The 15,068-nt window shown below is 60.1% G+C and carries 16 protein-coding genes; 4 read left to right on the forward strand and 12 right to left on the reverse strand.

Annotated features, from left to right (window positions below; genetic code table 11):
* Positions 1-7 precede the first annotated feature (7 nt).
* Positions 8-1,171, forward strand: coding sequence for a lytic murein transglycosylase (locus tag JT51_RS09630; RefSeq protein ID WP_037311199.1), 1,164 nt, complete (start codon positions 8-10; stop codon positions 1,169-1,171).
* A gap of 118 nt (positions 1,172-1,289) precedes the next feature.
* Positions 1,290-2,168: an MBL fold metallo-hydrolase gene (locus JT51_RS09635; protein WP_037311202.1), complete on the forward strand. Its 879-nt coding sequence runs from the start codon at positions 1,290-1,292 to the stop codon at positions 2,166-2,168.
* Positions 2,169-2,271: 103 nt separating this feature from the next.
* Here the strand turns inward: JT51_RS09635 and JT51_RS09640 are convergent, their stop codons facing one another.
* From JT51_RS09640 to JT51_RS09655, 4 genes are all read right to left on the reverse strand, one after another.
* Positions 2,272-2,622 (reverse strand): hypothetical protein, encoded by a 351-nt coding sequence (locus JT51_RS09640; protein WP_037311204.1) that lies wholly within the window; start codon positions 2,620-2,622, stop codon positions 2,272-2,274.
* 55 nt (positions 2,623-2,677) lie between these two features.
* Entirely contained in the window at positions 2,678-6,133 is a 3,456-nt protein-coding gene (locus JT51_RS09645) for a chromosome segregation SMC family protein (RefSeq protein WP_037311207.1), read from the reverse strand.
* A 140-nt stretch (positions 6,134-6,273) separates the two neighbouring features.
* Positions 6,274-6,681: a hypothetical protein gene (locus JT51_RS09650; protein WP_037311210.1), complete on the reverse strand. Its 408-nt coding sequence runs from the start codon at positions 6,679-6,681 to the stop codon at positions 6,274-6,276.
* A 45-nt stretch (positions 6,682-6,726) separates the two neighbouring features.
* Entirely contained in the window at positions 6,727-7,926 is a 1,200-nt protein-coding gene (locus JT51_RS09655) for a PLP-dependent aminotransferase family protein (protein WP_037311213.1), read from the reverse strand.
* A gap of 154 nt (positions 7,927-8,080) precedes the next feature.
* Here JT51_RS09655 and JT51_RS09660 point away from each other — a divergent pair, with 154 nt between their 5' ends.
* Complete coding sequence (locus JT51_RS09660; RefSeq protein ID WP_037311215.1) at positions 8,081-8,851, forward strand: FadR/GntR family transcriptional regulator; 771 nt, start codon at positions 8,081-8,083, stop codon at positions 8,849-8,851.
* 23 nt (positions 8,852-8,874) lie between these two features.
* On the opposite strand, the gene JT51_RS09665 is transcribed toward JT51_RS09660, so the two are convergent.
* From JT51_RS09665 to JT51_RS09690, 6 genes are all read right to left on the reverse strand, one after another.
* Positions 8,875-9,735 carry a glycosyltransferase family 2 protein gene (locus JT51_RS09665; protein ID WP_051927470.1) on the reverse strand — a complete coding sequence of 287 codons (861 nt, stop codon included), beginning with the start codon at positions 9,733-9,735 and terminating at the stop codon, positions 8,875-8,877.
* A 165-nt stretch (positions 9,736-9,900) separates the two neighbouring features.
* Entirely contained in the window at positions 9,901-10,461 is a 561-nt protein-coding gene (locus JT51_RS09670) for a F0F1 ATP synthase subunit B (RefSeq protein WP_037311218.1), read from the reverse strand.
* A gap of 5 nt (positions 10,462-10,466) precedes the next feature.
* On the reverse strand, positions 10,467-11,018 hold the full coding sequence (locus JT51_RS09675; protein ID WP_037311220.1) for a F0F1 ATP synthase subunit B': 552 nt from the start codon (positions 11,016-11,018) through the stop codon (positions 10,467-10,469).
* Positions 11,019-11,104: 86 nt separating this feature from the next.
* On the reverse strand, positions 11,105-11,329 hold the full coding sequence (locus JT51_RS09680; RefSeq protein ID WP_005981269.1) for a F0F1 ATP synthase subunit C: 225 nt from the start codon (positions 11,327-11,329) through the stop codon (positions 11,105-11,107).
* A 48-nt stretch (positions 11,330-11,377) separates the two neighbouring features.
* Positions 11,378-12,148, reverse strand: coding sequence for a F0F1 ATP synthase subunit A (locus JT51_RS09685; protein WP_037311227.1), 771 nt, complete (start codon positions 12,146-12,148; stop codon positions 11,378-11,380).
* Positions 12,149-12,150: 2 nt separating this feature from the next.
* Positions 12,151-12,483 carry an AtpZ/AtpI family protein gene (locus JT51_RS09690; RefSeq protein ID WP_037311229.1) on the reverse strand — a complete coding sequence of 111 codons (333 nt, stop codon included), beginning with the start codon at positions 12,481-12,483 and terminating at the stop codon, positions 12,151-12,153.
* A gap of 230 nt (positions 12,484-12,713) precedes the next feature.
* Here JT51_RS09690 and JT51_RS09695 point away from each other — a divergent pair, with 230 nt between their 5' ends.
* Positions 12,714-13,049 (forward strand): ArsR/SmtB family transcription factor, encoded by a 336-nt coding sequence (locus JT51_RS09695; protein ID WP_037312071.1) that lies wholly within the window; start codon positions 12,714-12,716, stop codon positions 13,047-13,049.
* Positions 13,050-13,223: 174 nt separating this feature from the next.
* On the opposite strand, the gene JT51_RS09700 is transcribed toward JT51_RS09695, so the two are convergent.
* A complete protein-coding gene (locus tag JT51_RS09700; RefSeq protein WP_037311233.1) occupies positions 13,224-14,138 on the reverse strand; it encodes a DMT family transporter in 915 nt (304 codons plus the stop codon).
* Positions 14,135-15,013 (reverse strand): LysR family transcriptional regulator, encoded by an 879-nt coding sequence (locus JT51_RS09705; protein ID WP_037311235.1) that lies wholly within the window; start codon positions 15,011-15,013, stop codon positions 14,135-14,137. Before JT51_RS09705 ends, JT51_RS09700 begins: the two co-directional genes overlap by 4 nt.
* Positions 15,014-15,068 lie beyond the last annotated feature (55 nt).

A 15,068-nucleotide genomic window follows, 5' to 3' on the forward strand; every position in this document is an offset into this window, starting at 1 on the left:
TCCACTCATGCGTTTTGTTTCCGGCCTGCTGGCCGCCGCCCTGTTTGCAACGCCCGCTTTTGCCCAATGCGGCGGCGGGTTCAATTCCTTTGTAAAAGGGCTGAAAGCCGAGGCCGGTCAGCAAGGGTTCGACACCTCCACCGTGAACGCCTTTTTCAACGGTGTGCAGCAGGACAATGCGGTGCTCAGGGCCGACCGGGCGCAGGGTGTGTTTCAAAAACCCTTCATCGACTTTTCCCGTCACTTGATCTCGGCCAACCGGATCGAACGCGGTCAGGCCATGGCGCGCAAATACGATGCGGTTTTTGACCGGATTGAACGGGAATATGGCGTCTCGCGCGGGGTTCTTCTGGCCTTTTGGGCGTTCGAGACCGATTACGGCGCCTTTCAGGGCGACTTCAACACCCGCAACGCGCTGGTGACGCTGTCCCATGATTGCCGCCGCCCGGAACTGTTCCGGCCGCAGATTTTCGCAGCAATTGAACTGTACCAACAGGGCGATTTCGACCCCAACCGCACAACGGGCGCATGGGCCGGTGAGATCGGCATGGTCCAGATGCTGCCACGCGACATTCTGGAAAACGGCGTCGATGGGGATGGCGACGGCAAGGTCTCGCTGAAAACCTCGGCCCCGGATGCGCTGATGTCGGGCGCAAAAATGCTATCGCATCTGGGCTGGCAACCGGGTCAGCCGTGGCTGCAAGAGGTGACGGTGCCCGCACAGATGGACTGGTCGCTGGCCGGCCCCGGCAAACCGCGTTCGGTATCCGACTGGCAAGCGATGGGCGTGCAGGCGCGTGGCGGATCGCTGACTGATCTGCCCGCCTCTCTGATCCTGCCGCAGGGGCACAACGGGCCTGCCTTTCTGGCCTATCCGAATTTTGACGTCTATTTCGAATGGAACCAGAGCTTTGTCTACGTCCTGACCGCAGCCTATTTCGGCACCCGTCTGCAAGGCGCACAGATCTACGATGCTGGCAATCCGGCACAAGGTCTGTCAGGGGCGCAGATGAAGCAGCTGCAAAGCAAGCTGCAAGCACGCGGGCATGACGTGGGCAAGATCGACGGCATTCTGGGCGCTGGCACACGGGCTGCGGTACAGGCGGAACAGGCGCGGCTTGGACTGCCCGCAGACGCGTGGCCGACGGCAAAGTTGTTAGGGCGGTTGTAAAGAAATTACGACTGTGGGCCCAAAGCGAATTACTTGCCCTGATGGCAATTTGAACCAATCCGCCTAGTCTAAGGACATACCAGAAACTCAGGATCGCGCGCGTTTCAAAGGGAAAAAGATGGCTACATCAACTTCGAACTTAAGAGTTTTTGAACCCACCCCCTACTTGCTCGCGTTCTATGACGGACGGATAGAGGGCACCCGCTTGCATTCGGTTGAGCCTAACTGGCTCGATGATGGTGCTTATTCGCTGGGTTTTGCGAGTTACGTCATTGTCGATCAGGGCGAAGCCTTGGTTTATGACACCAGCATCTCAATCGAACATGCGCAGGCGATCAGGGACGAACTTGAACGCCGCGGTGTCACCTCAATTCGCGTCGTGCTTAGCCACCACCACATGGATCATGTTGCCGGAACTGCGGTGTTCTCGGATTGCGAAATCATCGCCAGCGCAAAGACCGCTCAGGCGCTTCGGGACGAGCAAGACGCATTCGCAAGATCATCACCACCAATCGCCCCGGTCGTTATGCCCACGACGGTATTTGACGGTGAATTGAAATTAACGGTCGGAGGTCTTGATGTTGAACTACGCCCATTGGACATTCACAGCTTTGACGGCCTTACGATCTACTTGCCAGAAACTCGATTGCTGTTGGCTGGCGACACGCTTGAGGACACTGTCACATACGTGGCAGAGCCGGATCGACTTGATGTGCATCTGGCAGAGATTGACCGGCTTTCCAATTGGGATATCCAAGCGATTTTCCCCAATCATGGCACCCCTGACCGCATTGCAAGCGGGGGGTATGAGACGTCCTTTATTGCTGCAACGCGTGCGTATGTCGAAAAACTACTACGCTGCCGAAATGAGCCTGAGCTGGGTTCTCTCACGCTTTCCGAGTTCATTGCCCCACATATCGAAAGCGGGGTGTTGATATATTTTGAGCCCTATGAGCAGGTGCATAAATGGAATGTGAGGTCAGTTCTAGCCACCTGAAACTGGCCAAGCGAATAGTCAGGTGACGTTATTTCGCACAGGTTTCTGACAGCAGTCAGGTCTTGCGAAACGACAATCTCAAATTGGAAAAATCACGTCCCACTCACTCCGGCCGCACCGGATAGCGATCGCCCTTTTCATCAATCAGGATCAGCCGGTCACCGCTGTGCACGTACATGTCACAGCGGCTGAACCCGTTGCGGTAAGCGATGCAGACGCTGCCATCCTCGGCGATGCTGTAAGTGCCAAAGGCGGATTCCCCGCTGGCGTAAGTAAAGGAATAGGCCCCGCCCGCTGAAAATCTGGACTGACCGTCGTCGTAAAAGGTCAGCGTGCGTCCGGCCAAGCCATCCAGTTCCTCGGCGGTCAGGGGGGCATCTCCGGGCTTTGTGGGCCATTCCGCTGCCGCAAGCGGGCTGGCGGCAAAAAGGGCAATGATCAGAAACCGCGTCATGCCACCAGCTTAACCCGACCCGGGGTAAATGGCCCATAACGTTGCGGTGATGGGGTCAGGCGACCATTTGCTCGGCCTTCTTCAGATCGACCGAGACCAGCTGGCTGACGCCTTGTTCCTGCATGGTCACGCCGAACAAGCGGTCCATCCGCGCCATGGTCACCGCGTGGTGGGTGATGATCAGGAACCGCGTGTCGGTTTGGCGGCACATCTCATCCAGCAGGTCGCAGAAGCGCGTAACGTTGGCGTCATCCAAGGGCGCGTCGACCTCATCCAGAACGCAGATCGGCGCGGGGTTGGCAAGGAACACGCCAAAGATCAGCGCGGTGGCGGTCAGGGTCTGTTCACCGCCCGACAGCAGGCTGAGTGTCGACAGTTTCTTGCCGGGCGGCTGGCACATGATTTCCAGTCCCGCATCCAGCGGGTCGTCGCTTTCGACCATAACCAGATTGGCCTCGCCACCGCCAAACAGGTGCTTGAACAGCATGGCAAAGTTCGAATTCACCTGTTCGAACGCGGTCAGCAGACGCTCGCGCCCTTCGCGGTTGAGGCTGGCAATACCGCTGCGCAGGGCCTTGATCGCCTCTTCCAGATCGGCCTTTTCGCTGTTCAGGGTATCGAATTCTTCCTGAACCTCTTTGGCGTCCTCTTCGGCGCGCAGGTTGACCGCGCCCATCGCGTCGCGTTGGCGCTTGTGGCGGTTCACTTCGGCCTCAAGCGCGTCGGCGGCGGGCATCTGATCGGGGTTCACGTCCAGCTGGTTCAGCAATTGGTTCGGTGTCAGCTGCTGATCCTCGGCGATGCGTTCCGCCGCGGCTGTCACGCTTTCCTTGGCCGCATCACAGCGCGCCTCAGCCGCCGCGCGGCTTTCGCGCGCTTCCGAGGCGAGGCGTTCCGCCTCCCGCTCGGCCAGAACAATTTCACGCTGTTGCGTTTCAGCCAAGGCCAGTTTGTCAGCAGCTTCGGCACGGCGGGCTTCGGCCTCTTCGATCAGCTCGTTGAGTTCTTCGCGCGCTTCGGCGATTTCACCGGGAGCAGCCATCGCCTCGGTCAGCTCCTCCTCGGAACCTTCCTTGCGTTCAGCCAGTTCCGCGATCCGCTTCTCTGCCGTTTCCAGACGGTGCTTCCAGCCGCTGAGGTCCTTGGTCACCTCTTGCGCGCGTCTCGTGCGGGCCTCGCCCTCGCGGCGCAGCTCATCATGGGTCGAGCGGTGGGTCAGCATGGTGATCCGCGCCGCCTCGACCGTTTGTTTGATATCTTCGACCTGCGCGCGCGCACTGTCGAGGTCACCAAGACCCGTCAGCGCGCCTTCGGCCTCGCGCAGTTGCGCGCGGGCGGACATGGCGTCTTCTTTGTGGCGATCCACGGCCAGCGCCAAAGTTTCCCGCTTGCCCTGCGCCAGATTGCGATCCGCCTCAGCCCGGCTGAGCGCACGCGCCGTTTCGGCCATCCGCTGATCGGCGGCGCGGCGGGCTTCGCGCGCGCGGCGGTCGGCTTCGGTCACATCGGCCAGTTGTTGCGACAGGGCCTCATGCGCTGCGCGGGCGCCACCTGCCTGCGCCTCGGTCCGGGTCAGTTCTTGCTTCAGGGCTTCCAGCTTGTTGAGCTGTTCCAGCCGCAGGGCCGCCGCACTTGGCGCATCCTCGGCCCAGGCGCGGTATCCATCCCAGCGCCACAAATCGCCCGAGCGTGAGACCAGCCGTTGCCCCGGCTTCAGCGAGGCCTGCAACCGTGCGCCCTGATCAGCGTCGACCAGCCCGATCTGCGCGATCCGACGGCTGAGGCGATCGGGACCCGACACATGCAGCGCCAGCGGTTCCGCCCCATCGGGCAGCAGCTGATCGGCGTCATAGCCCGCAACCTGAACCCAGCCCGAAGGACCATCCCCTTCGACCAACGGCGCGCGCAGATCATCGGCCAGCGCCGCACCCAGTGCCTTTTCATAACCCGGCTCGACCCGCAGCAGATCCAGCACCTGCCCACCTTCGGCGGTATCGCGTTCAACCAGCTTGGCCAGCGCCATAGTCTCGGCCCGTATGGCACCCAGCTCTCCTTCGGCTTCGGACCGCTGCGCGCGGGCTTCGGCCTCACGCGCTTGCGTTTCATTGCGCAGCTCATCAGCGGCGGCCAGGGCTTCTTCGGCAGCCTCAGCGGCTTCGCGGGCTTCTTCCTCGCCCTCCTGCGCGGCCTCGAACGCCTCGCTGGCGCGGGTCAGGGCCTGACGGGCCTCTTCCACCGCACTGCGCGCCTTTTCTTCTTCTCCCTCAGAGCGGGCCAGCGTCTTGTGGCTGTCTTCGACCAGACGCTGCGCCGATTGGTGGCGAGCCACCAGCCGCGCCATATCTTCGGTTTCCTGCGACAGGTGGTCTTCGCGATCCTGCAGCACCGATGCCGCCTCGCGGGCGATCTCGGCGGCCTCGGCCACCTTGTCTTCGTGCCCTTCGGCGGCCTTGGCCAACTCGCGCGCTTCCCATTCCAGACGTTCGATCATCTGACCGGCATCGCGGTTCAACCCGGTTTCGCGTTCGATGTCGTTGCCCAGCTGCTGAATGCGGTTGGTCAGCGTCTCGATGGTCTGACGGGCGCGGGTTTCCTGATCCGACAGCTGGTCGCGCTGCACCTGCTGGCGTTGCAGGACAGCGGCGGCGATGGCCTCTTCCTCGCGCAGGGGCGGCAGGGTTTCTTCGATCTGGGCGCGTTTGGCGCTGGCTTCACGGGCGGCGGCCTCGGCGCGCGAGGCTTCGGTGATCCGTTCGCGCAGTTTCTCTTCGGCCTGCTGACGGGCCATATCGGCCTCTTTCCAGCGCCGGTACAGCAACATCCCTTCGGCCTGACGCAGCTGTTCGCCGATCTCGCGATAACGCGCGGCCTGACGGGCCTGACGGGCCAGTTGCGCCAGTTGAGTGCCCAGCTGCTCTAACACATCATCGACGCGGGTCAGGTTGGATTCGGTGCCTTTCAGCTTCAGCTCGGCCTCATGCCGACGCTGATAGAGACCCGAGATGCCCGCAGCCTCTTCCAGAATGCGGCGGCGGGCGCGGGGTTTGGCGTTGATCAGCTCGGCAATGCGGTTCTGCCCCACCAGCGCGGGCGAATGCGCCCCGGTCGAGGCATCGGCGAACAGCATCTGCACATCTCGCGCGCGCACGTCCTTGCCGTTGGTCTTATACGCGCTGCCCACGTCGCGGGTGATGCGGCGCACGATCTCAAGCTGGTCGCTGTCATTGAACCCCGAAGGAGCCAATCGTTCCGAATTGTCCATGGTCAGGACCACTTCGGCAAAGTTGCGGGCGGGGCGTGTGGCGGCCCCGGCAAAGATCACGTCCTCCATCGCGCCACCACGCATGGATTTGGGACGGTTTTCGCCCATCACCCAGCGCAAAGCCTCAAGAAGGTTCGACTTGCCGCAGCCATTCGGCCCCACCACACCGGTCAACCCGTCCGCGATGATCAGATCGGTCGGATCAACAAAGCTTTTGAAGCCGGTGAGTTTGAGTTTGCTAAAGCGCAAAGGCCGCTGGTCCCATGATTCCTACGTCTATGAAGTCTGCGCAACGGAATAGGGTTGAGTCAACGCAGTTGCGCAGGATATGGGATATCCACCCTACTTATCCACAATATCTTGCCGAAATGCGCAGGAAAACGCGTATCTCAGTAAGGTGTGCATTCAAAGACCTGATAGCCATAGTCGTAGCGGATATCGTCATAGATGCCATAGTCGACACATTCATAGTTCGGAGTCGATATCGCGGTCAGCAACAGCCTTTCCCCGGCCTCACGGTCACATCCCAATACGCCGACAGTCACCGCAGCATCCCCCAGCACGTCCAGAATTGGACAGCCCGAAACCTGCGCCATGGCCAGCCCGGCCCGGTCACGGATCGGGCCCAGCCGCGGCGCGTATTGCATGTTGACCCGCACCGCCTCGGCCAGATCGCCGCGCACGCGCACGTCAAAGACGCTGCCGTTCACCGCTACGCGGGTCGCGGGGACGTCACGAAAGTGGGGCGTACCCGCCGAACAGGCGGCCAGCAGCAGAAAGGGCAGAAACCGGATCATGCACCCAGTCTTGCGATAACTTGGTTAACAGAACCTTTCCGCCGTTCAGCTTCGCAGAACTTCTCCTAACCGGCGGATGCCTTCGCGGATCGTATCCTCGTCCGAGTTCGAAAAGCTCAACCGGATCGTGTTGGCGCCGGTTGCATCCGGGTAAAAGGCCTGCCCCGGAACAAAGGCCACCTTAACGGTGTCCAGCGCGTGCGCCAGCAGATCGGCCCCGTCCATGCCGACCGGCAGGGTCATCCAGATGAACATGCCACCCTTGGGTTTGGTCCAGTTCACACCGTCAGGCATGTGTTCCTGCAACGCGTCCAGCATAGCATCGCGGCGCGCGCCATAGACACGGCGCAGCATCGGGATATGCGTATCAAAGCAAGCCCGCGCCACGTGGTCGATGGCCATCTGGTTGATCGTCGCCGAATGCAAATCCGCCGCCTGTTTCATCAGTACCAGCTGTGAAATCACCGGTTTGGCCGCGACCACCCAACCCACGCGCAGCCCCGGAGACAGGGTTTTCGAGAAACTGCCACAATAGATCGTCCGACAGTTTTCGATCGAGCCCTTGCGGGCCTGTTCCAGCGCAAGCACCGGCGGGATCGCATCGCCGTCATAGCGCAAAGCCTGATAGGCCCCGTCTTCGATCACCGCACAGTTCAACTCGTCAGCCAGATCCAGCAATGCCTCGCGGCCGCGCAGATCAACGGTCTCTCCGGTCGGATTGGCGAAATCCGGCGACAGATAGGCAAATTTGACCGCGCCCTCACCCGCAGCCGCATTGTATTCAGCGGCTCCGCGATTGCCATTGATGCTAAGCCGGTCAAAGCGCGGCTCATAAGCGTTAAACGCGGCCAGCGCGCCCAGATAAGTGGGCCATCCAACCAGCGCCGTGTCGCCGGGCGACAGATACAGCTTGCCCAGATAGTCCAGCGCCTGCTGCGAGCCCGACGTGATCAGGATGTTGTCCAGCGTGCATTCAACACCAATCTGACGCATGTGCTGCACCAGCCATTCCCGCAGCGGCACATAGCCTTCGCTGACCGAATACTGCAGCGCTTGCGCCTGACTGTCCGACCCCAGCGCCGTCTGGAATGCCTGCGCAAAACCGTCTGCGGGAAACAGGGCCGGATCGGGAATGCCGCCCGCAAATGAAATAATGCCTGGCTGATCGAGCAGTTTCAGCAATTCGCGAATTTCGGATGCCTTCATCCGGGATGCTCTTGTGGCAAACAGATCGTGCGTTGACATGTGTCTCCTCCGTTTGGGATTCCGGTCAGAGTAGACGCGACGCCAACAATGTCAATATTTCTGACCTAATACGCCAAAGCGGTTGAAATGCCGTCCTTGAACCGCCCCGGAATACATGGTCATATGATTTGACCAATCCTAAAGCGATCGCGTCATGCCCTTTCAAAAAATCCAAACCGAAAAGCTGTCCATCGCGGTGGTCAAACAGATCGAACTGCTGATTCTGCGGGGCATCCTGCGCCCGGGCGAACGATTGCCCCCCGAACGCGATTTGGCGGACCGCATGGGTGTTTCGCGCCCTTCCCTGCGCGAGGCGATTTCGGAATTGCAGGAACAGGGGCTGCTGACCGCCAAGGCGGGCTCGGGCATTTATGTCGCCAAGGTTTTGGGATCAGCCTTTTCCCCCGCCCTGATCCGGTTGTTCGGCAGCCATGATGAGGCCGTGTTCGATTACCTGTCTTTCCGGCGTGACATGGAAGGGTTGGCGGCTGAGCGCGCGGCCCGATTGGGATCGGCAAGTGATCTGAAAGTTGTGCAGGCGATCTTTGACAAGATGGAGGCCGCCCATATCCGCAACGCCGCCGAAGACGAGGCGCATCTGGATGCGCAGTTTCACATGGCCATCATCGAAGCCAGCCACAATGTGGTGATGCTGCATATGATGCGATCCATGTTCGACCTATTGCGGCAGGGGGTGTTCTACAACCGTCAGATGATGTTCCAGCAACGCACCACGCGTGAAGCTATCCTGGACCAGCACCGCGCCATCAATACCGCCCTGCAGGCACGCGACCCCGAAGGTGCGCGTGACGCGGTCCAACAACATCTGAGCTTTGTTCGAGCCTGCATGGAAGATCACCAGAAAGCCATGCGGAATGAATCCATCGCGCAACAGCGGCTGGAGCATGAAACTGGCCAGACCTGACGACAGTGTCGCCGACCCGTGATTCAGATGCGGTACAGCAGCCGCATGACCTTGTGTTTCCAAAGCTGCACGCGTTTTAGGGGGCGAGGGTCCACGCCGCCAATTGCAGGAAAGCACTCTTCGGCCTCGGATCGACTGCGCAGTTCAAGCGGAGCATCCAGAATAGATTTGATCAGGTCATCGGCACTGTTTTCCAAAGCCCTCTCGCGCTCAATCGCCTCAAGCATTTCTGCATGATACCTGTCCATCGCCTCGGACCGCTGCCCCTCGCGGAACCGAAACGCACCGATCCGGGCGTGCACCGGCACCAGTTCGGCATGGCGGGAAAAGCGCAACCACAATTCACCATCTATCGCAAGTTTGACCGTTTCATCACATTGACCACCGGCCCTGTCCCACAGGCTGCGGCGCCAATATGTTGATTCCTGTTGAATCCACCGGTAATCCCCGGCCAACAAACGGGCACGAGAAAACGGGCCGGGGCGGCCTGCACGAAGAAGATTACCGTGTTCATCTATGGTGGTAAGACGGCCGGTCAGCCATTCGATGTTCTTGTTCAACGCGAACAGGGACCCAACAGTGGAAAGCCCGCCCGGCATCAGAACGTCGTCCGAGTTGATCCAACCCATCACCTCGCCGCGCGACAGGGCAAACCCCTTGTTCACGGCGTTAGCTTGCCCAGTATCCGGTTCTGAGATGATGTGGGAAAATGCATCCCGGTAGCGTTCAACAATGTCCATGGAACCGTCGGTGCTGCCACCATCCGCAAGAATCAAATCCAGATGCGGGTATTCCTGTTCAAGAACGGAAACGATTGTGCGTTCCAGAAACTCGGCGCAATTCAAATTCGGAATCACGACGCTGATCACAGGTAGGGCGGTCATAGTATTCTCATGTCAGAGGTGCCCGAACCGTTGGAAATCAGCAAGCGCAAGTAACAAATTAGGGGAACCAATTTGGCGCTCTAGGTATTAGCTGAGCGCCTAGGATTTGAGAGGAAATCCTGGCAAAGAGCGGACCCGACAGATATTTGCCGGGTCGCACTATTGTTAGTGTAGCTTTTCTCCGACGTCGGCAATTGCCCCGTCGATCAGCTTGTTCGCCTGTGCAGCCGTCATCTGTTTGGCCAGTACCGCATTGGCAGCCGAAACTGCGACGGTGATGGCCTGATCACGAACTTCCTTGACGGCCGAAGCTTCGGCAGACGCGATCTGATCCTGCGCAGCGGCCAGACGGCGTGCAATGGAACTTTCCAGATCGGCCTTCGCCTGTTCGGCAGCCAGCACCGCGTCATCCTTGGCAGCGGCCACAATGGCATCTGCCTGAGTCTGCACTTCGCGCTGCTTACGCTCGTACGAAGCCAGCAGGCTGCGGGCTTCTTCGTGCAGGGCGCGGGCTTCGTCCAGTTCGGACTTGATGCCCTCGGCACGGTTGTCCAAAGCACCGCCGATCATGCCCGGCACCTTGAAATAGAACAGGACCGCGATGAAGACGATAAAGCCCAGCAGCACGACAAAGTCGGTGTTGCCCAGCGAAAAGAACGGGCCGCTTGCGGCAAATGCCGGGCTGGCCGCACCTACGGTCAGGATAAGGGCAAGAGTGTTCCGCATGTCACTTATCCTTTCGTCTGTGCGTCAACAGCACTGTTGATAGCGGCGGCGTCTGCCTCTCCACCCAGTGCAGTCACCAGTTCGGCGGCCGTATCCTTGGCAACCACTTGAATGCCTTCCAGCGCACCGGCACGGATATCGGCAATAGCCTTTTCCGATTCAGCTGCCTTCGCAGCGATTTCCGCATCTGCCTTGGCAATTGCGTCATCCAGACCAGACTGGATTTCAGCGCGTGCCTCGGCAGCGATACGCTGTGCCTCAGAACGGGCATCGGCCAGCGCCTTGTTGTAAGCCTCTTCAGCTTCGACAGCCTTGGCCTTCAGGTCTTCGGCCGCAGCCAGGTCATTTGTAATGGTCCCCTGACGTTCAGCCAGGATTGCCGCGATGCGCGGCAAGGCCACGCGGGACAGGACCAGAAAGATGACGACCAGCGTAATGACCAGCCAGAAAATCTGGTTGGGGAACCAATCAAAGCAGAGCTGTGGCATCCCGATGGCAGAACCACCGGCGTCGACACATGTGCCAGCTACTTCTTTGGCAAGGGGTTCAGTCGCCATGATGTCCTCCGTCGGAACGTTGTCTTTACAACAGGTGGGCCGCTATGGCTTGGGCCCACCCGCGCGTAAGGATCAGGTTCCGCAGATTAGACGGCGAACATCAGCAGCAGCGAAACGAGGAATGCGAAGATCCCCAGCGCTTCTGCGAATGCGATACCGATGAACAGGGTCGCGGTCTGCGAAGCAGCCGCCGAAGGGTTGCGCAGTGCGCCGGCCAGGAAGTTGCCTGCTACGTTGCCCACCCCGATTGCGGCTGCGCCGGAACCGATTGCTGCCAGGCCTGCGCCGATGTGTGCGAGATCGCCTTCCATGATGTTTCTCCTTACGAATTGGAAGTTTCGATGTTTGGGTATCGGACCTTAGTGCGACGGATGCAGCGCATCTTTCAGATAAACACAGGTCAGAATGGTGAATACGTAGGCCTGAATAAAGGACACGAGGACCTCGAGGCCATACATTGCGGTGATCGCCAGCACGGACACAGGCGAGATCACGGCAATCGCGGCAAAGCCCGCGAACACCTTGATCACGGCGTGACCTGCCATGACGTTACCGGCAAGACGAATAGAGTGGCTGACCGGACGCACGAAGTACGAGATCAGCTCGATGATCGCCAGAACCGGACGCAGCGCCAGCGGCGCGCTGGAGACCCAGAACAGGCCCAGGAACGCAGCACCGTTCTTGACGAAACCAAGGATGGTCACGGTCAGGAACACGGCCAATGCCAGCGGGATGGTCACGGCGAAATGCGATGTGGTTGTGAACGAGGTCGGGATCATGCCCAGGAAGTTCGCGCAGACAATGAACATGAACAGGGTCATGACATAGGGGAAGTACTTGACGCCTTCCTTGCCACAAATGTCTTCCAGCATCTTGTAGATGAAGCCGTAGGCCAGTTCGGCCACCGACTGCATCCGGGTCGGAACAATCGCGCGCTTTGAGGTGCTGAGCACCAGCAGGGCAAAGATCGCGGCAATCGCCAGGAACATCCACAGGGTCACGTTGGTGGGCGTATACCATGCAATCGCACCGTCGCCGAAAAGTGGCTTGACGATGAACTGGTCCATTGGATGGAAAACCAGGCTGCTGCTCTCTTCGGCGCCGTGTGCTGCGGTGGTCTCAGTTGCCACGTTCAGTCCCTCTCGTCTTTTTCGGCAGCCTCAGCCGCCGTTTGCTTCGCCTGGGCCTCTTGTGCGCTGCGGAGCATAACCTTCACCCCGGCGACCAGACCCAGCAATGTGAACAGCACCAGAAAAATCGGGATTGTCCCGAGCAGGCTATCCAGCCCAAATCCGATGCCAAATCCGATCCCCAGACCGGATACCATTTCGATGACCATCCTCCAGGCAAGCTCGCCCCCGGAAAAGTCGGCGTCTGCGCGGGTCTCGGGCTGTTTGGCCTTTTTCGCCGCGTCGATCTTGGCCTCAAGCTGCGCCATACGCTGCTTTTGGTCGTCATCAGTCACGGGCAATTCCCTCGCACAGTCTTGGGCATGTGCTAAGGGTCGCAGGGCGCAGAGTCAACGGCGATGATCGCCCAAATTGATGCGCGCCAAGTGATTGTTTTGCAAGTGTTTTACATCGAATCCTGTGCCGCCAGATTTCCTGCGGTACAGGCCGTCGCTACCAATTGCACTGAATTCGGATATTCAACCAAATGGTTGACCAATCACGGGCGCTGTGGTTCAGCGAGGGTATGCCCAATGATCTCGACACCGTATTCGCCGCCCTTGCCGATCCCACACGCCGCGCCATTCTGGCGATGCTGCTTGAGGACGACATGGCCGTCACCGATGTGGCCGAACCGTTCGAGATGTCGCTGGCCGCGATTTCGAAACATCTGGTCATCCTCACCAAGGCCGGTCTGATCTCTCAGGAAAAACGCGGGCGGGTAAAGTGGTGCAAGCTGGAACCCGACGCCCTGCGCGCCGCATCCGTCTGGATGCAGGGGTTTGGTCAGTTCGAGCCGGTCAACCTGGATGCATTCGAACGGTTTCTGGAAATCGAGCTGCCCGCAACCGACGACCCCTAGCCGGTCTGAGCGCACGACCAGAACCGAGACCCTGGCGTATTTGGCCCTCCTGCCATTGGGCGAGGTGCAAGCGGTCAATCCCGCCGCTGTGATCAGGATATTGCTGGATTCATTGTTACGTGCCCGTGTGTTGTCTGGAACCAAGGCTTACACATAACGGCGCGAAAGCAAGTGTCACTCTGGCGCGGATTGTGCCGGGACGCGGTGCTGATCCTCGGCCTTCAGCAGCAGCAGCAGCGCCACAACGGTCAGAATTGCGCCGACAAAAATCAATAAGGCGGGCGGCTGTTGGCCCAGCGCGATTTCCCACAAGATCACCCAGCTGGGCGTCAGATAGGTATAGGCCATCACCTTGGCCGACGGCAGACGCAGCGTGGCGAATTGCACCAGTACAAAGCTGGCCGCCGTCGCAAAGATCGAGACATAGAGCAGCCCGACCCAGACGATCAGCGGCAGGTTGACCCAGTCGGTCGCGCGAATATCGGCCCAGCCATACAGGGTCAGCAACAGGCACCCCGCGACGAGCGTGCCAAAGGTGAAGACTACGGCCGGTTCACCCCGGTTCAACTTGCGCACCATGGGCGTATAGATCGCATGGGCCACACACCCCCAGAAAAAGATGATTTCGCCGCCGCCGATCTCAAAGGCCGCAAAGGCCCGCCAATCCGCGCGAAAAATGACCCACAGCGCGCCAACGGCGCCGACCGTCAGCGCCAGGCCCATACGCGGCGTCGTGATCTGCCGCAGCAGCACCCACCCCGCCACGGCCGACATCACCGGGGTCAGCGTGAACACAGCGGCGGCGCTAACGGGCGGCGCGGTTTTCAGCCCGTGAAACATCAGCACAAAATAGCTGGCGAACAACCCACCTAGCACCAGATAGCGCCACGGGGCCTGCGCCACACTGCGTGGCAGGCCGGTCGTCATCAACGCCGCCACCCCGATCACAACCGACGCGATCAGAAACCGCGCCGCCGTGATCGCCTCGGGCGCAATCTGGTTCGCGATCAGCGACCCCAACGAAAAGCTGCCCGCGACCAGCGCCGAAAACACCAGCATCGCCAGATGGCCACGGGCCTGAGGGGTCACGCCAACCAGCCTTTGGATTGATCCTTGAGATAGCTCAGAAAACTCTGAACCTTGGTTGTGCGGTGCAGATCCACATGGGTGACCAACCACAGGTTTCCGAACCATTCTGCCATCGGGTCTATCACCTCGACCAGATTGGGATCGCGGGCGGCCTCCCACCGGGCCATGAAGCCGATCCCGGCCCCTGACGAGACCGCCTCGCGGATGCAGAAGTTGTTGGTGCAGCGGAAGGTGATGTTTTCCGCCGGTACTGTCGCACGCAACCAGCGGGAAAATGGCGCGCGGCTGTTTTCATCATCGGTGCTGACAAAGAAATGGTTGCCGAAATCCGCAACACCTGAAGGTTTGCCATGACGCTCGATATAGGACGCGCTGGCAAAAAGCCCGACTTCCTGAGTGATAAAAGGCTGCACCACATTGTCTGGCTGGTCAGGGGCTGATCCGGCCCGGATGGCGACATGCGCCTCGCCGTATTCAAGCCGGAACAGGCGGTCTCCGGTCAGGTACCGCACGATCAGCCCCGGATGCAGGCGCTGAAACTCGCTGAGCACGGGAACCACCAGTGGTGCCAGCGAGGCCAGCGACGTCACCACCAATTCGCCCGAGACGTCGTCACCCCGGCCCTTCATCCGCCCGACCAGTTGGTTGAACTGATCCTCGGTGGCCTGCGCCACGCGCAGCAGGTCCTCTCCGGCCTCGGTCGAAGTATAGCCGCGTGCGTGACGCTGGAACAGTTTGACACCCAGCCGCGCCTCGATCGCGTCGATGTGGCGGATCACCGTCGCGTGGTGCACACCCAGCACCTCGGCCGCGCCGCTGACGGTGCCCATGCGGGCCACCTGATAGGCGGTTCTCACTTCGTCCCAATTATCCATGGCCAAATATCTTCTGTGCAATTTCCAACAATCAATGTTGATGTAGCCGAGTTTT

Source organism: Ruegeria halocynthiae (assembly GCF_000743705.1).
In the GTDB taxonomy this organism is placed as follows: Bacteria; Pseudomonadota; Alphaproteobacteria; order Rhodobacterales; family Rhodobacteraceae; genus Ruegeria; species Ruegeria halocynthiae_B.